The sequence below is a fragment of the Streptomyces sp. NBC_01077 genome (assembly GCF_045162855.1).
Taxonomy (GTDB): Bacteria; Actinomycetota; Actinomycetes; order Streptomycetales; family Streptomycetaceae; genus Streptomyces.
Genome location: NZ_CP108669.1, coordinates 1,867,025 through 1,886,780 on the forward strand (window position 1 = coordinate 1,867,025; position 19,756 = coordinate 1,886,780).

14 protein-coding genes are annotated in these 19,756 nt (G+C 74.1%); 7 read left to right on the plus strand and 7 right to left on the minus strand.

The features are described 5' to 3' along the window. Positions 1–149 precede the first annotated feature (149 nt). Together OG462_RS08180 and OG462_RS08185 are read right to left on the minus strand one after the other, a co-directional pair. Positions 150–1,652: an FUSC family protein gene (locus OG462_RS08180; RefSeq protein WP_406066425.1), complete on the minus strand. Its 1,503-nt coding sequence runs from the start codon at positions 1,650–1,652 to the stop codon at positions 150–152. A 324-nt stretch (positions 1,653–1,976) separates the two neighbouring features. After that, positions 1,977–2,897 carry a hypothetical protein gene (locus tag OG462_RS08185; RefSeq protein ID WP_406055907.1) on the minus strand — a complete coding sequence of 307 codons (921 nt, stop codon included), beginning with the start codon at positions 2,895–2,897 and terminating at the stop codon, positions 1,977–1,979. 251 nt (positions 2,898–3,148) lie between these two features. Here OG462_RS08185 and OG462_RS08190 point away from each other — a divergent pair, with 251 nt between their 5' ends. The 3 genes from OG462_RS08190 to OG462_RS08200 all read left to right on the plus strand — a co-directional run bounded on the left by OG462_RS08190 (position 3,149) and on the right by OG462_RS08200 (position 4,841). Further along, positions 3,149–3,625, plus strand: a complete 477-nt coding sequence (locus OG462_RS08190; protein ID WP_406055909.1) for an Lrp/AsnC family transcriptional regulator — start codon at positions 3,149–3,151, stop codon at positions 3,623–3,625. Between the two features lie 101 nt (positions 3,626–3,726). Beyond that, a complete protein-coding gene (locus tag OG462_RS08195; protein WP_406055910.1) occupies positions 3,727–4,122 on the plus strand; it encodes a molybdopterin-binding protein in 396 nt (131 codons plus the stop codon). 89 nt (positions 4,123–4,211) lie between these two features. After that, positions 4,212–4,841, plus strand: a complete 630-nt coding sequence (locus tag OG462_RS08200; RefSeq protein ID WP_406055912.1) for a DinB family protein — start codon at positions 4,212–4,214, stop codon at positions 4,839–4,841. 35 nt (positions 4,842–4,876) lie between these two features. Here OG462_RS08200 and OG462_RS08205 read toward each other — a convergent pair whose 3' ends face one another. After that, positions 4,877–6,937, minus strand: coding sequence for a SpoIIE family protein phosphatase (locus tag OG462_RS08205; RefSeq protein ID WP_406055914.1), 2,061 nt, complete (start codon positions 6,935–6,937; stop codon positions 4,877–4,879). Positions 6,938–7,362: 425 nt separating this feature from the next. On the opposite strand from OG462_RS08205, the gene OG462_RS08210 reads away from it, so the two are divergent. Next, on the plus strand, positions 7,363–8,964 hold the full coding sequence (locus OG462_RS08210) for a hypothetical protein (RefSeq protein ID WP_406055916.1): 1,602 nt from the start codon (positions 7,363–7,365) through the stop codon (positions 8,962–8,964). Between the two features lie 53 nt (positions 8,965–9,017). Further along, a complete protein-coding gene (locus OG462_RS08215) occupies positions 9,018–10,934 on the plus strand; it encodes a protein kinase domain-containing protein (protein WP_406066427.1) in 1,917 nt (638 codons plus the stop codon). Here the strand turns inward: OG462_RS08215 and OG462_RS08220 are convergent. The 3 genes from OG462_RS08220 to OG462_RS08230 form a co-directional block, all read right to left on the minus strand. After that, a complete protein-coding gene (locus OG462_RS08220) occupies positions 10,916–14,173 on the minus strand; it encodes an AAA family ATPase (protein ID WP_406055918.1) in 3,258 nt (1,085 codons plus the stop codon). The genes OG462_RS08215 and OG462_RS08220 overlap by 19 nt on opposite strands. A 68-nt stretch (positions 14,174–14,241) precedes the next feature. After that, on the minus strand, positions 14,242–15,075 hold the full coding sequence (locus OG462_RS08225) for a phosphoenolpyruvate hydrolase family protein (protein ID WP_406055920.1): 834 nt from the start codon (positions 15,073–15,075) through the stop codon (positions 14,242–14,244). A gap of 103 nt (positions 15,076–15,178) precedes the next feature. Continuing rightward, positions 15,179–16,429, minus strand: a complete 1,251-nt coding sequence (locus tag OG462_RS08230) for a Tm-1-like ATP-binding domain-containing protein (RefSeq protein ID WP_406055922.1) — start codon at positions 16,427–16,429, stop codon at positions 15,179–15,181. A gap of 137 nt (positions 16,430–16,566) precedes the next feature. Between OG462_RS08230 and OG462_RS08235 the strand changes: the two genes are divergently transcribed. Continuing rightward, positions 16,567–18,138 (plus strand): PLP-dependent aminotransferase family protein, encoded by a 1,572-nt coding sequence (locus tag OG462_RS08235; protein ID WP_406055924.1) that lies wholly within the window; start codon positions 16,567–16,569, stop codon positions 18,136–18,138. A gap of 53 nt (positions 18,139–18,191) precedes the next feature. Here the strand turns inward: OG462_RS08235 and OG462_RS08240 are convergent, their stop codons facing one another. Further along, positions 18,192–18,677, minus strand: a complete 486-nt coding sequence (locus OG462_RS08240) for a DUF2000 family protein (RefSeq protein WP_406055926.1) — start codon at positions 18,675–18,677, stop codon at positions 18,192–18,194. On the opposite strand from OG462_RS08240, the gene OG462_RS08245 reads away from it, so the two are divergent. Then, positions 18,676–19,491: a helix-turn-helix domain-containing protein gene (locus OG462_RS08245; RefSeq protein WP_406055928.1), complete on the plus strand. Its 816-nt coding sequence runs from the start codon at positions 18,676–18,678 to the stop codon at positions 19,489–19,491. The two genes, OG462_RS08240 and OG462_RS08245, sit on opposite strands and share 2 nt — an antisense overlap. Positions 19,492–19,756 lie beyond the last annotated feature (265 nt).

A 19,756-nucleotide genomic window follows, 5' to 3' on the forward strand; every position in this document is an offset into this window, starting at 1 on the left:
CGGCCGACGGTAGCAGGCGGTCTAGACCAAAAGGGGGCGTTGGCGGGGGCGCGGCAGAGATGGCGCGGCGGAGCAGGCAGCCTGGAGCAACGGGCGCGGAGCGGCGTCTGCGACGGTGCCGGAGTCGCGCCGGGGTCCTGCCCGAGTTGTCAGGAGCGAACGAGCAACGAGCCCGGGGGCGTCCGCAGCGGCTCGTCGAGAGCCTCAAGGAGCTTCTCCAGACCGCTGACGTGGCCGAGCGCGGCCTGGCCTGCGGCCGGGGCTGCCACACCGTCCGTCGCCATCCGCTCCCCCGCCTCGCGACCGCCCCGGGGCGACGTCAGCCGCTCCACGGCGGCCTCGACGCGCCAACAGGCCGCCGCGAGCCGGGCGTCGTGACTCGCGGCCGGATCGGCCGCCACCGCGGCGAGCCCCCGCACCTCGTCGGCGCACTCGTCGAGCAGCGCAAGCACCTGACGGGCCCGGGCCTTCCGGCCGCGGAAGGGGCTCAGCGGATGGACCAGCGGCGCGAGGGAAAGGCGCACGCGCCCGAGCAGCAGCTCCAGCTCGGCGGCATGAGGGGTCGGATCGGCGTCCACGTCACCGGACAGGCGCCGCAGGGAGGCCGACGTGGCCGACCGCACGCCCCGCAGGGCGCGCTGGATCCAGGCGTCGTTGATCGCGTGGGTGGTGACCGGGAGGATGAGAAGCACGGCGAGCGCGGCACACGCCGCGCCGACGGCGGTCTCCTCGAGACGCAGCACCAGCAGCGCCGGATCGAGCACTCCGAGCAGCCCGTAGAGCAGACCGGCCATGACCGTGACGGCCAGCATCATCCAGCTGTACGACACGGGCGCCGTGTAGAAGATCCCGAAGACGCAGAGGGCCACCAGGACGGCCGTGGGCACCGCGGCACCGTCGAGCGGGATGGCGACGACCATGCCCACGGCGATCCCGATCACCGTTCCCAGGACGCGACGGAAGCCACGTACCAGCGTCTCGCCCCGCGACACGGTGTTGACGAAGATCCACCACGTCGTGCCGACGGCCCAGTACCAGCGGTCGTCGGAGAGCACCTGGCCGACCGCGAGCGCCCCCGCGCACGCGGCCGCGGCCTGGATCGCCTGCCGGGTGGTCACCCGGGAGAGCCCGGAGCCGGGCAGCGGGGCGGGCGCGGCGGGTGGAGGCGTACGTCGCTCCAGCGGCCACAGGACGAAGCGCACCGCGCCGGCGGCGGCCAGGGCGATGCCCACGGCGGCGTACAGCTCGGGCAGCTGCCCGGGAACGGCGTGCAGGAACTGGGTCGTGAAGAAGTTCATGAAGGCGAAGATCCCCAGCGCGTGCCCGCGCGGGCCCCAGCGTCGTGCGTAGACCCCACAGAAGACCACCGCGAGGAAGGCGACGTCCCGCAGCAGCGTGATGTCGTGCAGCGCGGTGGCCACGGCGAGGACGGGGAAGCCCGCGGCCGGGAGGAGCAGGGTGGTGACGGCCTGCGCGCGGACGGTGGAGTCCATGACGGTGAACAGCGCGAGCAGCGCGGCCAGACCACCGGTGATCGAAGCGGTCAGCGACAGGCCCGCCAGCTCCGCGAGGGCGACGGCGAGGGCGATACCCATGACGGCCCGCAGCGAGTTCTTCAACCTGACGTGCCCCGGATCCGGTGCCACGAACATCCTCTTCACGGCTGTGAACCGCCCCCTCGTCTTGCCTTCCGTCCTGCCTCACGGCGTCCCGGGGTGGTGGGAGCTCGCGGACATGACGAAGGCGCCGCGGTCCGGACCGGCCTCGTCGCCGCCCCGGCGCTGCGCGGCGCCGAAAGTACCTGGATACGACAAGGAAACCATCCGGGTCGCCTCTGGCTCAACTCACGGCCCATCGACTGGGCCATTGGCCCAGTGAAGCGACCCTCTTTCTGCCCACCTGGCGACCAACGGACCACCACGGTTCCGGCACGGTGCCGGCACATGCAGTGCCCGGCCTGACCGGCAGGACAGCCCCTAGCTCTCGCGCTCCAGGCGCTGAACGGCACGGGCGGCCTGCTGGGCGGCGCTGCGGGCTTCCCGCAGGGCGCGCTCCGCGGTCGTCACGGCCTTACCGGCCGTCGTGGCGACCGCCCCCGTCTGCTGCTTGGTCTGCCGGGCGTCCCGCAGCTCGCCCTCCAGGCTGCGGACCCGCTCGGCAGCCCGCTCGGCCTCTTCCGCCGCGGCCTGCCGCGCCTCCTTCGCCTCGGCGAGCCCCTGCTCGCGTCGGCCGACCTCGGCGTCGGCCTCCTCCGCCGTCGTACGGGCGTGTTCGAGGTCGCGCAGTCGCCGCGCGCTCTCGTCGCCGCCCGCCTTCGTCGTAGCCGTGGTCGGCTTCGCCGTCTTCCCGGTCTTCGCCTTCGGTGCCGGAGGCGGGGTCTTCGGGGTCGCGGTCCGGCGGGCGGGCACCGTGTCCGGAGCGACCGCGGCGAATCCGACGGCGGCTTCGGGCACCTTCACGAGACGGCCCTTCGACCACTGCTCGGCGATGTCCTCGTCGGCGAGGACGCCGTGGAGGGTCTGCTCGATCTCGTGCAGCACCGTGTCGCTCACCGGCTGCCCCGCTTCTCCGGCCACGGCGGCGGCCGTACGGGCGAGCGTCGTGACCAGCCTGCGCCGCTGCCCGCTCGCGGTCCGCAGCTGTTCGGCGTCGAGGGTCCGGTGGGCCTCCCGCAGCGCCTCCCCCAGGGCCAGGAACTGATGTGCCTCCTCCTGTCGCCGTCGGGCCAGCTGGTTCGCCGCCCAGGCGGCGAGCGACGGGCGCCGCAGCGCGGCGATCGCCTTCGCCGCCTTCGCGTCCTTCGCCTTGCGCGCCTCGGCGACGTACGCGTCCCGCGCGGGCACGAACTCCGCCGGCCTCAGCCCGTACAGCTCCTCGGCGACTTCCTCGACATCCACGCCGCCCACTCTGCGCCGACCGCGCGCGGCCGACACGCTCCCGCTCGCGGCCTCCTCCGGATGCCCGGTCCGATCACCCACTCGGACGCCGTCCACCCGCCGGGCGACTGTCCGGAGCCGCCGGGCGCAGTCGCCTTCCGGCCACTGTCGTGGGCCCGGAGGGACCCTGGAGGAGCGGATTCCGTACCGGAATGAAACGATTCCGAGCCCAGGGACGCACGCACCGAAGGAACAGAGGAGGCCCGCGGAGTATGGCCGTGGACGAGCTCGACACCCGGATCCTGCGGCTGCTCATCGAGCAGCCGCGGACGAGCGTGCGCGAGTACGCCCGGATCCTGGGCGTGGCGCGGGGCACCGTACAGGCCAGGATCGACCGCCTGGAGCGCGACGGGGTGATCACCGCGACCGGTCCCGTCCTCTCCCCCGCCGCGCTGGGGCACCCGGTGCTCGCCTTCGTCCACGTCGAGGTGACCCAGGGCCATCTGGACGAGGTCGGGGACGCCCTCGCCGCCGTGCCGGAGATCGTGGAGGCCTTCTCCATCACCGGCGGCGGCGACCTGCTCACCCGGGTGGTCGCCCGCGACGCCGGGCACCTGGAGGACGTCATCCAGCGGCTCATCCAACTGCCCGGGGTGGTCCGTACCCGCACGGAGATCGCGCTGCGGGAGCGGGTGGCGCACCGGCTGCTACCTCTGGTCGAAGCGGTGGGGCGACGGTCGGGTTCCTGAGCCCGTGCTCGATCGACCCCCTGGGATGAGGTTGGCAAATGCGATGAGAAATGCCTCTTTTTGCTTGCACATGAGATCCACCACGCCTTAACGTAAGGCGCATGCAGTCCTACACCATCGGGCAGGCGGCACGCCTGCTGGGCGTGAGCCCCGACACCGCGCGCCGCTGGGCCGACGGCGGCCGGTTCGCCACCCACCGCGACGACAACGGCCGGCGTCTGATCGACGGCCGCGACCTGGCCGCGTTCTCCGTCGAGGTCGCGCAGACCGGGCAGGGGGACGAGGACATGCCGTACACCTCGGCGCGCAACGCGTTCCCCGGCATCGTCACGGCGGTCAAGCTCGGCGACATCGCCGCGCAGGTGGAGATCCAGGCGGGCCCGCACCGGCTCGTGTCGCTCCTCACCCGCGAGGCGGTGGAGGAGCTGGGTCTTGAGGTCGGCATGCAGGCCACCGCGCGCGTGAAGTCGACGAGCGTGCACATCGACCGGGCCTGATCACGCCATTCATCCGGCCCGCCCTACTCCTACCCCTGCCCCTGCCCCTGCCCCTGCCCCTGCCCAATCCCCGCGATCCGGAGCTCCCGATGGCGATACCCGCACGGCTCGTCCCCCTTCTCGGCCAGTTCGACTTCGCCCGGCAGCGGCTGACCGACCGTATGGCGGGGCCGACGATGGACAGCGGGAACGGCACGGACGTCGAGGTCGGTCCGATGACCGACGCGGAGTACCTCTGGGAGCCGGGGCCCGGCTGCTGGTCCGTACGCCGCCGTACCGACGGTCCCGGGCCGCGCGCCACCGTGCTCACCGGCATCGGCGACTGGGGCAGGGACGCGACACCGGCACCGCACCCGACTCCGCCGCCGTTCACGACGATCGCCTGGCGGCTGAGCCATCTCAGCGAGCTGCTCGCGCTCCGCGCCGACCACACCGACGGCACCCACACCCTCACCCGCGACGACTACGTGATCAGCGGGGACGTGGCGACCGCCGTCGCCGCCTTCGACACCGCGGCCGGTGCCTGGCGGGACGCGCTGCTGTCCGCCGACGACACGGCGCTCGACACCGTCGGCCACAGCACCTACCCGCACGGCAGCGATCCGGACGATCCGTTCCTGGAGACCGTCTGGTGGGTGAATCAGGAACTCCTGCACCACGGGGCGGAGATCGCGCTCCTCCGTGACCTCTACCGGCTCCAGCAGCCCGCGGGAGCCTGATCCGGAAGTCCGACATCCGCTGCCCGGGAGGGAGTTCAGCGGGTGATACGGGCAAGCAGCATCGCCACGTCGTCCTGCGCGGGCGCCGCGAGCAGCTGTTCCAGGATCTCGTCGCACAGCTCGTCCAGGGGACGGTCGAAGTTCCGGAGCGCCCGTGCCAGCTGCCGCATCCCCTCGTCGAGGTCGCGACCGCGGGCCTCGATGAGGCCGTCCGTGTAGAGCACGAGGAGCCCGCCCTCGGGCAGGGCGACCTCCTCCGTGCCGAAGTCGTGCGCGCCGGTGCCCAGCGGGGTTCCCGGCGGCCCGTCGAGGAAGGTGATCGTTCCGTCCTGGGTGGCCACGGCCGGCGGCGGATGGCCGGCGCGGGCGATGACCCAGCCGCCGGTGGCCGGGTCGTGGACGGCGTACACACAGGTCGCCATCGTGTCCTCGCCGAGGTCGGCGACGACGGCGTCGAGGGAGCTGAGCATCTCGGCCGGCGGGATGTCGTGCCGGGCCAGGGTCCGTACCGCCGTGCGCAGTTGGCCCATGACCGCGGCCGCGTGGATGCCGTGCCCCATGACGTCGCCGATGACCAGGCCCGTCCTGCCGCCGGGCAGGGCGATGACGTCGAACCAGTCGCCACCGACGTCATGTGCGCTCGCGGGCAGGTAGCGGCCGGTGAGTTCGAGCCCGGTGACGGCGGGCAGCGCGCTGTTGGTGAGGCTGTGCTGAAGGGTGAGGGCGGCCTCCCGCTGGGTGGTGTAGAGGCGCGCGTTGTCGATGTTGAGGGCGGCCCGGGCCACGACCTCGTCGATGAGGACGCAGTCCTGCGTGTCGAAGGGCTCGCGGGTCCGCAGCCGGGTCACCGTGACCGAGCCGAGCACCTTGCCCCGGGCCACCATGGGGACGAGCCGCGCCGAGCCGATGCGGGTGGCGAAGTAGGTGCGGAGCGCCTCGGTGCGCGGGTCGGTGAAGAGCTCCGGGATGTCGGACGTGGAGAGGTTCGTGGGCCGGCCGCGGGCGACGACCTCCTCGTACACGGAGTCCAGCGGGATCTGGAAGGTCTGCCCCGCGACGAGCAGGGACGTGGGGGCCGTGGGGTCCGGAAAGCGGGCCGCGAGCCGCCGTAGCACCCCGCGCGTGGAGGCGACGGGATCGTCCGGTGCGAGGACGGACTCCAGAACCTGTACGTCAGCCGAGTCGGCGAGCTGGGGCACGAGGAAACGTACCGTCTCCTCGGCCGTCTGCTTCAGATCCAGAGTGGTGCCGATCCGGGCCCCGGCCTCGGCGAGCAGGGCGAAGCGGTGCCGGGCCCGCTCGACCTCGCTGTGCGCCTCCTGGCTCTCCGTGATGTCGACGAGGGAGGCGATGAGTCCCAGGGACCGCCGGTCGGTACGGTCGATGAGCGGGGCGTACGAGCAGGACCAGATGTGGTCGCGTTCGGGGTCGGCGGGGGTACGGCCGACCCGGCGGGCGTCGACGACGGCGTTCCCGCTCTCCATGACCTCACGCATCAGGGATTCGAGCGATACCGCGTTGACTCCGGGCACCACTTCGGTGAGGCGGTGCCCCACGTGCTCGGCCGCAGGCACCCCGTTCATCCGGGCCAGGGCGTCGTTGACCCGCAGAAACCGCAGGTCGGGGCCGAGCAGGGCGAGGCCGATCGGCGACTGGGTGAAGAGGCTCTCCATCGCCGCCAGGTTCTCCCGCATGCGCAGGACCTCGGAGGTCTCGACCGCGATGAGCATCGCCCCCGGGCGCCCCTCCGGGTCGGCGGCCGGCACGATCCACATCTCCATGGCGATCGCGTGCCCGTCGCGGTGCCGGACGGGGAGCGTGCCGACCATGGTCTCGCCGGCCTGGACACGGTGGGTGAGCCGTTCGGCGAGTTCCCGGTTGGCGTCGGGGACGAGCAGCGGCGTGGCGAGCCGTCCGATCACGTGTTCGGGGCGGTGGCCGAGCAGGTCCTGGGCGGCGAGCGACCACTCGACGATGCGGCCCTCGGCGTCCTCCCGCCACAGGGCGATCGGCAGCAGCTCGCGGAGCACACCCGCGTCCCCGACGGCCGCCCGGGGCGGCTGCGGAACCCTGCTCGACGACTGGTGGTTCTCCAACGCATCGACCTACGCATCGGCCCGGCCCCGGGGGGCACATTCCCTACCGAAATCACCCTAGCCGAGTACCTGAGGGCGGGCGCTGCGCAGTGCGGCCGATCGATTCGGGGGTGGGGAGGGGGAGGTGGAGGGGGAGGGACGGAGCACGTCGGGCACGGGTGGGCGGAGGCAGGGGCGGACGGGGCCCGGCGGTAAGGGCAATGCCGCCGGGCGAGGATTCCGTAGTTCTACGGATGTGCGAGGGGCGCGGGACTGCGAAAGTCGGTCCGACCTCTGTGTTTGCAGTCCTGCCGTCTGGGTCGTCCTCATTTCCCCACCGCTCCGCGCCTCCCCCGTTTCCCCTCTCTTTCGCCCTCTTTCCCCTCCTTCCCTCACTTCCCGGTCCGCGTCCCCCCTCCCCGTCCCCTCCCCCCGGAGCCCCCCGCATGAGCAGCCGCTCGCCCGACGAGTTCCGCCTCGGTGTGCGTCCGTACGGCCGGGGGCCCGGCAGCGGCGGCGAGCCGGAGGATCCCCACGAGCTGCTCCACCGGGCCCGGCGGCTCACCGCCCATGGGCATCCCTGGGCCGGAAGCGCCTGGGAGCGGGCCGCGACGGCCCTTCAGCGCGCCGGCGGGGCGCTCACCCCCGGGGATCACGCCGACGCCCTGGACGCGACCGCGCTCGACTGCCGGGGCGCGGCGCTGCCCGCCGCGGGACCGCTCTTCTTCCGAGCCGCCGACCTGCACGAACAGGCCGGGCGGCGGGGCAAGGCCCTGGTCTCGCGGGCGCGTGCGCTCGTCGCGGGCCCCGATCCCGGCGCGACGGCCTGCGCCCGGCTCGGGGAGCTGTGCGAGCGGGCCACCGCGCTCCACGCGATCGGGCAGTCCGGAGCCGCCGAGACCGCGACGGTGCGTCTGCTGCACGGCGGGGCCCGAGCGGATCTCCTGGACACCGCGCCCGACCCGGCGGCCGAGGCCTCGGCCCTGCGCGAGGAACTGACCCGGCTGGTCGCCTTCGCCGCGCCGCACCGGGCCGATCCCGCCGTCCTCGGCGTGCTCGCCGACACACGCGCACTGCTCGGCCGGATCGCGGCGCCCGACGACCCGGCCGCCGCGCCGGCCCACCTGAGGGCCGCTCTCGACGACCACCGAGCCGGGGGCCTGCTGTGGCCTGCCACCGAGTACCAGCTCCAGCTCGCCGCGGTACTGCGGACCACGGGCGCGCATGAGGAGGCGGCCGCGCTGCTCCGGGCCGCTCTCGCATCCGAGGTGCCGGACACGCCGCTGCGAGCCGCCGACCGGGCCCGTCTCTGCCTGGCTCTGGCACGAACGCTCGACGGGTCCGGCGAGCAGGACCGTACGGCCCGAGGGGCGGAAGGGGAGGACGAGCGGCTCTCGCTCCTCGCAGAGGCCGTGCACCACGCCGACGGGCCGGCCCAGGATGTCCGTGTGGGCGCCCTCGCGCGCCTCCTGCTCGGCGTCGCGCACGCCGAGCACGGACGGTGCCGCAAGGCCTCGGCCCTCCTCGAACAGGCCCTGACCGGGTTCGGGGAGGACGGGGACACGGCGGCGCGCGTACGGGTCAGGGCCTGGCTCGCGGACTGCGTGCTGCGCCTGGGCGAACCCGGCCGGGCCGCGCGGGAGTACGCGCTCGCGGCGGCGGAGGCCCGGTCCTGGGAGGACCAGCGCCACGGCACGGCCCTGAGCCACCGAACGGCGCACGTGCTCGGCATGGCCGGTGCGCCGGAGAGGACCCGACGCCCGATGGCGGAGGTCCACGGCACGGGCGGTACGGTCGACGCCGACGAGAAGGCCGAGACCGAGGCGGACGTTGACGCCGGGGACGGAGTCGGCTCCGAGGCGGATCCCGAAACCGACCCCGATCCCGAAGAGGGCTCGGGCGCGGACGGGCCTTGGCCGGGATTGCGTGAGCTCCCGGAGCCGTTCGGGCCGCCGGGGCGCTACCAGGTGAACATGTACGGCGAAGTGGGCGGGGCAGGGCCGTGGGCCGCCACCGCCCCGGGGACCCGAGTACAGGGGTGCGTGTGAACAGAGTGATCGACGGCCGTTTCGAGCTGGTGGAGCGGCTGGGCGGCGGCGGGATGGGGACGGTCTGGCGCGCCCGCGACCTGGTCCTCCACCGTGACGTGGCGGTCAAGGAGGTACGCCCGCCGGACCCCGCGCACGCCGAGCACGACGTCGAGAGCGCCCGGACCCTGCGCGAGCGTGTCCTGCGCGAGGCACGCGCCCTTGCCCGGATCGACCACCCCAACGTGGTGACCATCCATCACATCGTCGACGCGGGCGAGGGCACCTACCCCTGGCTCGTGATGGAGCTGGTCACCGGAGGATCCCTCCAGGACCGGCTCGATCGGGGCCCGATGACCCCCGTCGAGGCCGCGACGATCGGCCGCGAGCTGCTCTCGGCCCTGCGGGCCGCCCACGAGCGGGACATCGAGCACCGCGACGTGAAGCCCGCCAACGTCCTGCTGCGCCCCGACGGGCGGCCGGTGCTCACCGACTTCGGCATCGCCGCGATCCGCGAGTCCACCGTCCTGACGGCCTCGGGCTCGATCATCGGCTCGCCCGACTACATGGCGCCCGAGCGGATCCGCGGCGGAGGCGGGAGTGGTCCGGCCGCCGACCTGTGGTCGCTCGGCATGGTGCTGTACGTGGCCGTCGAGGGCCACCACCCGCTGCGCCGGGAGAACACCCTCGCCACACTGGCGGCCGTCCTCTCCGACGACGTACCGCCCCCGCAACGCGCCGGCGAGCTGACCGGCGTACTGACAGGGCTTCTCGTACGGGACCCGTCGGCCCGCCCTGACGCGGACGAGCTCGACCGGGCGCTCGCCGCCGTCACGTCACCGGACCCGACCGCGCGTCCGGCTCTCCGTCAGGACGCGGGCGCGGTACGGGACCTGGCGCCGGCGCCCGCGAACGGGGCGGGTCCGGGAGCCGTCGGCGAGCAGAGGGAGAGTGCGGCGGGCGAGGGCGAGGCGACTTCGTTCCACCTGGCGCCGCCTGCGACTGCGGCGGCCTCGGGCTCGACGTCGGGTTCGATGTCGGGTTCGGCCTCGGTTCCGACCTCGGTTCCGACCTCGGGCTCGGGTTCAACCTCGACCTCAAACTCGGGCTCGGGCTCGGGCTCGGGCTCGGACTCGGACTCGGACTCGGACTCGGACTCGGACTCGGACTCGGGCTCGGCGGCTGCCGCGACGGCCTCTTCGGCCGGTTCTCCGGCAACCGCTCCCCCGGCGGCCGCCCCCGTGAGCGTCCCCTCGGTTGTCTCCCCCTCGGCCACTCCCTCGACTCCCTCGACCACCTCCCCGGCCCGGGCCGCCGAGGGGCGGCGGCGGAGTCGTACCTCCCGGTTCCTGGGTTCCGCCGCCGTGGTGGTACTCGCCGTCGGGATTCCCGTCGCCGCCATGACCTGGGACTGGCGGCCGGCCGACCTGGGAGGCGGGCCGAGCAGCGCGCCTCCGTCGCAGCAGGGCCCGGTCGCCCAGCGGCCCGACGCGTCGAAGACACCGACGCCGACGCCGACGAAGGACGCCGACCCGGTGAAGCTCGATCTGCTGACGCCCGCCGGGGTTCGGTCCGCCATCGCCGCGATCAAGGAGGCCGCGGGCGGGACCATGGTCACCGGCTTCGTCGTGTACCCGGAGTACGCGGTCGCCGAATCAATCGTCAAGGGCAGTACGAAGCGGTACGACCGGTACATCTACCGGGGCGAGGACGTGGCCGTCCGCCAGGGATCCGGCACCTCGTTCCCCGGCGCGGTGCCGGCCGATCTGAACGACTTCGACTGGGACGCCCTGCCGGGGCTGATGAAGCGCGCGGACAAGGAGCTGGGCGTCGACAAGCCGACCAGTCGCTACCTCGTCCTCACCCCGGCCTCCACGCTTTTCGGGAGCAAGGCGGGAATGAGTGTCTATCTGTCCGACACGTACGGCACCGCCTATCTGAACGCGGACGCCAAGGGCCGGGTGACCGATACTCATCCCCGCGAGGACTGACCGTCACCGACCCCGTCCCTGACCACGAGGGAGGCGAGGGCGGCCCGGGTCTCCACACCCGTCTTGCGGTAGACCCGGGCGACATGGCTCTCGACCGTGCGGGGGCTCAGACAGAGCCGGTCGGCCACAGCCTGGTTGGTGAGCCCCTCGGCGACCAGGACCGAGATCTCCCGTTCCCTCGGCGTGAGGAGGGAGAGCCGTCCCCCGGCAGCGGCGTCCGGCGGGGCCGGGCGGGTGCGGTCGGCCAGATCGACCAGCATGCGGGCGCCGCCCTCGGCGGCCAGACGGCGGCCCCTGCGCCACTGGGCGGCGGCCGTCGCCGCGTCGCCCATCGCATGTGTCTGCGGCGCGGCGAGGAGCAGGCTGTGGGCCTCGCGCAGGACGGCCCCCGAGTGCGCGCTCTCCCGCGCCGCGTCGGTGAACGCCCGTGCGGCGGCGGCCGATTCGCCGCGCCGGGCCAGGACCTGCCCCCAGGCACGCAGCGCGGCGGCGCGCTGGACGGGCAGGCCGAGCGGTTCCGCCTCCGCGAGGGCCCTGCGGGCGACCCGCTCGGCCTCCGCCCGGTCTCCGATGGCGAGGGCGGCGCCCGCGAGGAGTTCGAGGTAGCCGGGGCGCAGGGAGGCCTGGAGCCGGGAGAGGTTCCGGTCGCCGCCCGCGCGCACCAGCACGTCGCGCACCCGGTGCGGGTCCCTGCTGAGCGGTAGGGCGTAGCCGAGCAGGCTACGGGCCTGCGTCGCCCACCAGCCCTCGGCGGTCCCCACCGTGGCCGCGGCCTCCTCGGCGGCGGCCTGCGCCGAGGGGTCGCCCAGGGGCCGGGCGTGGAGAAGGACGACGGCCCGGATCGCCCCGCTGAAGCCGACGAGTTCGGCGCCGCCCAGAGCGCGGGCGACGGCGAGCGACTCCTCGGCCAGGTCGAGCGCGGCACCGACCCTGCCGGTCAGGAAGTGGACGTACGCCGAGCAGAGGAGGAGCTGCGACAGCGCGAAGGGCCGTCCGGCGCGGCGGGCCATCCCGATGCCCCGGGTGGCGTGGCGCTCGGCTCTCCCGTACTCCTCCAGGAAGACCTCGGTCCAGCCGAGCCGTACCAACGATTCGGGGTGGGCGGCCAGTTCGCCGTCGGTGAAGGTGTCGGTGAGGGCCGCGGCCTCCGCCGCGTGGGCGCGGGCGGCGGCGGTCTCGCCCGCGTACACCTCGCCGAGCGCGGCCAGGGTGAGCACCTCCGCCGTGCCCGCTTCGTCGCGCCGCCGCCGGGCCTCGTCGAGGGTCCGGGCGACGACGGGTCGGACTTCGGGGTACCGGGCGGCGAAGAGGGCCCGGCAGCCCCACTCGACGACGAGCCAGGTCCGCAGGTCGGGGCGGGGCCCGGGGGTTCGCTGGAGTTCCCGGCGGAGCAGCGCGTCGGCCTCGGGGTAGCGGCCGAGGTGGCGCTCCATGAAGGCGCAGAGCAGGACGGCCGAGGTCCGCAGCTCGGCCGTGTCCGTCCCGCCTGAGATGCCGCTGCTGTCTTCCCGGCTGCTGCCTTCCCTCCCCTGGTCACCGGGGCGGCAGGCGTCGATGAGGTGGTGGAGGAGGTCCCGGCTCTCCGCCACCCGGCCGGCCGATCCGAGGGCCTGGGCCCGTCTGAGCGTCAGGTCACGCCAGGTGGCGCGGTGTTCGGGGGTGTCGGGGAGCAGGGCGAGGACGGCCGCCAGCCAGTGGGCGGCGCGCGCGGGATCGGCCGCACCGATCCGCTCGGCGGCCTCGACCAGCTCGGCTGCGACGGCCGGGTCCCAGGCCGTCACGGCGCGGACCAGGTGGGGAGCGCGCTCGGTCACGGGCGCCCCCGCCCGGGCGAGAGCGTCGGCCGCCCGCCGGTGCAGCTCACGGCGGCGCCAAGGGTCGAGCGTGCCCCGGACGAGCTCCGGCAGGGCGGGATGACGCAGCACGAGCACGCGCCCGTCCTCGTCGGGCCGGACGAGGTCACGCCGGGTCAGCTCGCTGAGGACCTCGCCCGAGGCTGCGGGGCCGGCAGGGACCACCGGGCGCGCTGAGTCCGGTGGGTCCGCGGGGCCTTCTGGGTTCGGTGGGTCCGCGGGGCCTGCCGGGTCCGGTGGGTCCGCAGCGCCCACTGCGCCCGCTGAGGCCACCCGGCCTGCCGAGTCCACTCGGCCGACCGTGCCCGACGGGCCTGCCCGGCCCGTCGGGCCCGGCGCCTGCGGCGTGGCCAGAGCGACGGCGGCCAGCAGTTCGGCCGTGGGGCGCCCGTCGAGTACGGCGAGCGCCTCGACGACCGCCCGCTCCGCCCCCGTGAGCGCGGCGAGCTCGTCGAGCACCACCGCCACGGGCCCGGTGCCGGGTGCCGCTCCTCGGCGCGTACGGGCGTGGGCGAGAGCACGGTGGTAGAGCGGGTTGCCGAGGCCGACGGCGTGGATCTCCCGGGCGAGGTCGGACGTCAGCCCGGGGACGAGTCCCTCGGCGCAGTCCTCCGGCGCCAACGGCCCGAGGGCGAGCCGGGCGAGGTCCCCCGCGTCCGATGCACGGGCGAGGGCGGAGGCGAGCGCGGGCCCGGTCTGACGCTCGCGGCGGGCGAGGACGAGCAGGACTGGCGCCCGGAGCGGATGCCGGAGGAGATGGTCGACGAGCGCGACGGAGGCGGGGTCGGCGGCGTGGAAGTCGTCGAGCACGAGCAGGAGCCCGGGCGCCGGAACCCGGCCCAGCGCCGCCGCGATGCCCCGCACTTGGGCGCCGTCACCCGAACCGGAATACGTGAACTCCCCTCCGGGCCCACCGCCCGAGGCGGCCGGAGTACCCGCGGCTGTCGCGCCGGGGGCGGTCGAGAGGGACGAGCCGCCGCCACCCGCCTGGCCGCCCTGACCTGTCCTGTCGCCGGACGGCGGCAATGTCGGCTCGACCAGTTCCGAAAGGGCGGCCAGGGCCGGCGACGTCGCGCGGTCCCGGTGGTCCAGGTCCGCGAAGGCGTCCGCGAAAGCCTGGAACGGCGGGCCCGGGTGCCGGTCGGTGGGTCCCGCGCGGCCGCGCAGGACCGTCGCCCCGCGCCGCCTCGCCCGTACCGCGAACTCGGCGAGGAGTCGGGACTTGCCGATGCCCGGCTCGCCCACGACCTCCACGGCCACCGCGGCCGCCACCGGGCCCGTTCCCTCGACCCGGTGGCGCAGCAGCGCGTCGAGCCGGTCGAGTTCGACGGCCCGCCCGACGAAGGGCGCACGCCCGGCACACCCCAGGTCCGCGACAGTGTCCACCTGCAGTCCCCTCGTGCGGTCGTTCTCTTCCCCGCCCTCAGTTGTACGGCACGGCACCGACAACGGCGTCAGCCGGTCACGAGGGCCTTGAACGCGCGGGTCTGTTCCGTGATCGCCCGCTCCGTCGGCAGACGCTCGATCGACGAGGCTCCGAAGAAGCCGACGACGCCGGTGGTGTGCTCCAGGACGTGGCGGGCGTCCTCCGGCTCGGCGATGGGACCGCCGTGGCAGAGCACCAGGATGTCGGGGTTCACGCGCTTGGCGGCGTCGTGCATCTCCTGGACCGCTGCCGCGGCCTGGTCGAGCGTCATGGCCGTCCCCGCGCCGATGGCCCCCTTGGTCGTGAGCCCGACGTGGGGCACCAGGACGTCGGCGCCGGCCCGCGCCATGTCGGCCGCCTGCCCGGGATCGAAGACGTACGGGGCGGTGAGCAGGTCCCGCTCGTGGGCGGCGCGGACCATGTCGACCTCCAGGCCGTAGCCCATACCGGTCTCCTCCAGGTTGACGCGGAAGGTGCCGTCGTAGAGGCCTACGGTGGGGAAGTTCTGCACGCCGGCGAAGCCCATGGCCTTGAGCTCGTCCAGGAAGAGGTCCATGCTGCGGAACGGGTCCGTGCCGCAGACGCCCGCGAGGACGGGGGTGTCGCGGACCACGGGCAGCACCTCGCGCGCCATGTCCTGGACGATCGCGTTGGCATCGCCGTACGGCAGGAGTCCGGCGAGGGAACCGCGCCCGGCCATCCGGTACCGGCCCGAGTTGTAGATGATCAACAGGTCGACCCCGCCGTCCTCGGCGCACTTGGCGGAGAGTCCGGTGCCCGCGCCGGCGCCGACGATCGGGCGGCCGGCGGCGACCTGGGCGCGCAGCCGGTCGAGCACGTCCTGACGGCTGATGGTGTTCACGATGACGTTCGCTCCTCGGTGTCTCGGATTCCCCGGTGGCCGGTGCCCCGTGGCCCGGTGGCCCGGATTCCCGGTGGCCCGGTGGCCCGGTGCCGTACGTGTCTCAGCGGACCGCGCCGCGGGCGTTCTCGGTGATCAGCTGGTGGAGGCGGTCCGCCATGGCGACCGCGAACGACGGGTCGTTGATGTGGGCGTCGAGTTCGTGGACCCGCACCTCGCCGCCCCGGACGGCGGCGCGCAGCGCGTCGAGGCCTGCCCGGTCCGCTTCCGGGTCGGCGAAGGGCCCGTCGGTGACGTCCACGGCGGAGATCCCCCGGAGCGGCCAGAAGACCTCGGCAGGTCCGCGCGAGGCGCGGAGCTTGCGGCCCATTCCGGTCCCGATCTCGCCCATCTCGCGCGCGGTGGTCCGCATCAGGGTGACCGTCGCGTTGTGGATGAGCAGGTGTCGTCCGGCGAACCGCTCGGGAACGCTCGCGACCGGTCCGAAGGTGACCATGTCGAGCGCGCCGGGGGCGACGACCTGCGGGATGCCCATGGCGCCGGCGGCGGTGAGCCGGGACGGGCCCGCGCTGAGCACCCCGCCGACGAGCTCGTCGGCGAGTTCGGTGGTGGTGAGGTCGAGGACACCGTCGAGCATGCCGTCCCTGGCGAGTTTCTCGACGGCCCGGCCGCCCGCGCCGGTGGCGTGGAAGACGAGGACCTCGTAGCCGAGTTCGGCGAGCCGCGCGCGGGCCACGTCGACGGCCGGGGTCGTCACGCCGAACATCGTGGCCGCGACGACCGGCCGTCCCCGGCCCGCGGGCTCGTCGTGGTTGCGCTCGTGGCGGCGGGCCATTCCGGCGGCGGCGGCCGCGGCATTGCCGAGCACCTGGCGGGTGACGGAGTTGAGCCCGGAGACGTCGACGACGCTGTACATCAGGGTGAGGTCGCTGCTGTCGACGTACGGGGAGACGTCACCGCCCGCCATGGTGCTGACGAGCACCTTCGGTACGCCGATGGGCAGCGCCCGCATGGCCTTGGCGGCGATGGCGGAGCCACCGCTGCCGGCGGCGGCGAGCACGGCGTGCAGCCTGCCCTTGCGGTAGAGGTCGACGACGACCCGCGTGAGGCCCTGGGCCATGGCGGCGACGGCCGCTCCGCGGTCGCCGTCGGCCCGCAGCCTCGCCAGGTCGTGGCCCGCGGCCCGCGCGACGGCATCGGCGGTGACGTCGGCCACCGGCGCGTGGGCGGGCGCGGGCATGATCCCGGTGTCGACGAGGAGGACGTCGCTGCCGTACTCCCTGAGCCGCTCGCGCAGCCAGGCGTACTCCTCCCCCTTGGTGTCCAGTGTGCCGACCAGCACGACGGTCGCCATGCGCCCACCCTTCTCCCGTTCCCGCCTCTCGGTCCCGTCGCCCGGGCCCCGCCGCTGTCGATCCTCCGTCGGGTGACCTGCGGCGACAACGACCAGTCGGGCCGGATTGGCCTGCGTCGTGGCGCAAGATGGGTGCCATGGCCAGGATTGCTTCGACCCGTTTGTCCCGACTCCTCACCGGCTGGTCCTCGGAGGGGCCGGGGCCGCTGCCACGGCGGCTCGCGGACGCGCTGCGGGAGCTGGCCGAGCGCGGCGACGTGGCGGGCGGCACCGTCCTGCCCTCGCAGCGCGAACTGGCCCTCGTGCTCGGCGTGAGCCGGTCCACCGTGACGGCCGCGTACGGGCTCCTGGAGAGCGAGGGGTGGCTGGAGAGCGTACGGGGCAGCGGCTCGCGGCTGCGGGGGTCGGGGGCGGTCGACGGGTACGTCACGGAGGGACGGCTCGTGAGCTTCGACGCCCGGTCGCGTACCGCCGCGGCCGGCACCGCGGACCTGTCGAGCGGGGCGCTGCCCGGGCTCGGCGCGGTGGGCATGGCGGTGGGGGCGCTGACATGCGGGGATCTCGGTGCGCTGCTCGAGGACGACGGCTACCACCCGTACGGGATCCCGGCGTTGCGGGAGGGCATCGCCGCGTACTACCGGGCGGCGGGGGTGCCGACGGAAGCGGGGCAGATCCTGGTGACCTCGGGTTCGCAGCAGGCGGTGTGGCTGGTGGCGCAGGCGCTGGTCGACCCGGGCGACACGGTGCTCGTCGAGAACCCCACCTACCGGGGCGCCCTCGAAGCGCTCCGCGCGCGTGGCGCCCGTCTGGTCCCGGTGGGCGGGGACGGTCCCGGCGGCGGCGCGGCCGGTGCCGACGCGGCAGCGCTGCGGCGGTTGTGCACCCATGGGCGGCCCCGGCTCGTGTATCTCCAGCCGACGGCGCACAACCCGACGGGGCGCAGCCTGGACGGCGCGGCGCGGCGGGAGTGGCAGCGGGTGCTCGCGGACCAGGAGCTGTTCGCGGTCGAGGACACGGCCTGCGCGGAACTCACCTTGGGGGACGCGCCGCGGGGCACAGCCGGGCCGGACGGGGCCGCTCCGGAGGGGGCGGCTTCGGGCAAGTCCGGTCCCGACGCGGCCACTTCAAACAAGGCAGCTCCCGACCCAGTCGCTTCGGGCCATGCCGCTCACGACGGGGCCGCTCCGGTGCCGCTGGTGGCCGAGCTGCCGATGGGGTCGTCGGTGACCGTCGGCACCCTTTCGAAGCTGTTCTGGGGCGGTCTGCGGGTGGGTTGGGTCCGTTCCTCGCCGCAAGTGGTGGCCCGGCTCGCGAAGATCAAGACCTCGGTGGACCTGTCCTGCTCGGTCGTGGACCAGCTTGTCGCCGTCCGTCTGCTCGACCGGTTGCCGGAGGCACGCGCGCGGAGGCGGTCCGAGTTGCGGGGCCGACGGGACGCGGCGGAGGCGCTCCTGCGCGGCAAGGCCCCGCACTGGGAGTGGACCCGGCCCGCGGGCGGCCCCGCGCTCTGGGTAAAGGTCCCGGGAACCGACACCGAGGCCCTCGCCCAGCTGGCGCGGCGTCACGGTGTGTCGGTCGTCCCGGGGCCGGCCTTCTCACCGGTGGACGGTTTCCGGGACCGGCTCCGACTGCCGTACGGGCACGGGACTGACGCCCTCGCGGCCGCGCTGCCCACCCTCCTGGAGTGCGCGGAGCGCGCGGCCGGGTGATGTCCCGGGGTACTACGCGTCCGAGGGCAGCCCGCGAGAGCCCCGGTGGCTCCTCAGGGGTGCATCCGCGCGCCCTTGAGCACCTTGTCGACCGCGTTGCGCGGCCCGTACACCGCGAGACCCGCCAGATCCAGCCGGTCGCTCGCCACGGCCCGTACCGCGGCGCGGTTGTCCCGGTCGTTGCCGGTGGTGAAGAGCTCGGTCGTGAAGACCGCCCGCGGGAGCGCGCGGGAGAGTGCGCGGGCGTGCGCTGCCGCCAGCGTCTCCTTCGAGCCTTCGAAGACCAGGACGGGCTGTCGGAACATCGGCAGGTACGGGGTGTCGTCGGCATCGGCGTACGGGTCCCCGATCACCTCGGGCCGGTCCGAGCCGAGGCCGCTGACCAGGAACGCGGTGACGTTCAGCCGTTGCCAGGTCTCCAGGTCCTCCCTCAGGAGCACGGCGATCTTGGTGTCGAAGCGGACGGGCGCGTCATCGGTGGTCGTCATGGTCCGAGACTGCCGATCACCCCGTCGGACCGTCTTGTACATTCCTTGCATGGTGGCCGGGCAGAAGGTTTCGGCATGGCGCCCGCACGTTCCGGGAGTCGTGGAGGTCTTCCACGCCCACTTCACCGCGCACGCGTACCCGATGCACGTCCACGACGTGTGGACGCTGCTCATCGTCGACGACGGCGCCGTCCGCTACGACCTGGACCGGCGCGAGCACGGCACACCGGGCGACACGGTGTCCCTGCTCCCGCCGCAGGTGCCGCACAACGGCTCGCCGGCGACCCCGCACGGCTTCCGCAAGCGGGTCCTCTATCTGGACCTGACCCAGCTGGACGAGAGCTTCATCGGCGCAGCGGTGGACGGGCCCGATCTCGTCGATCCGCTGCTGCGCCGACGTGTCGGACAGCTGCACGCCGCTCTCGCGCACCGGGGTGGTGAGCTGGAGGCGCAGAGCCGTCTCGCCCTCATCCGCGAACGGCTGCGCACCCACCTGAGGCCCAGACCGGTCACGCGCGCGCGGCCGGCAGATCCCGGTGTGGCCCACCGTCTGCGCGAGCTCCTCGACGCACGGCTGCTCGAAGGGGTGACCCTGGACGAGGCCGCGCGGATCCTGCACGCCCATCCCACGCATCTGGTACGGGCGTTCAGCGGCGCCTTCGGTATCGCCCCGCACCAATATCTGACGGCCCGCCGCCTCGACCGGGCCCGCGGGCTGCTCCTGGACGGGCAACCGCCCGGGGAGGTGGCGGCGGCGACCGGCTTCTACGACCAGTCGCATCTGAGCCGCTCGTTCAAGCGACTCGTGGGCACGACCCCGGGGCGCTTCGCCCGGAGGCCCGAGGAAGCGGCGCCCGTGTCGTGAACTGGCCACGCTCCGTGGCGTGAGCGAGCCGCGACGACACTCCGGGAGTGGGCGGGCAGGAGCGGAATGGACGCTACCTGGGGACAACTTCGCTCCCCAGCGTAATGATCCGGCCAGGGGTGGTGACTCTCCGTGCAGTAGACGGCTGAATTCCGCCGCCGTCACGCAAACGGACCAGATGATGCACAGGTAGTCACCTCCCCTGGTCGCCGTGATCCCCGCGCCCCGCCGCACGCCCTGTTGAAGGTGATCTTCCGCCCGCACG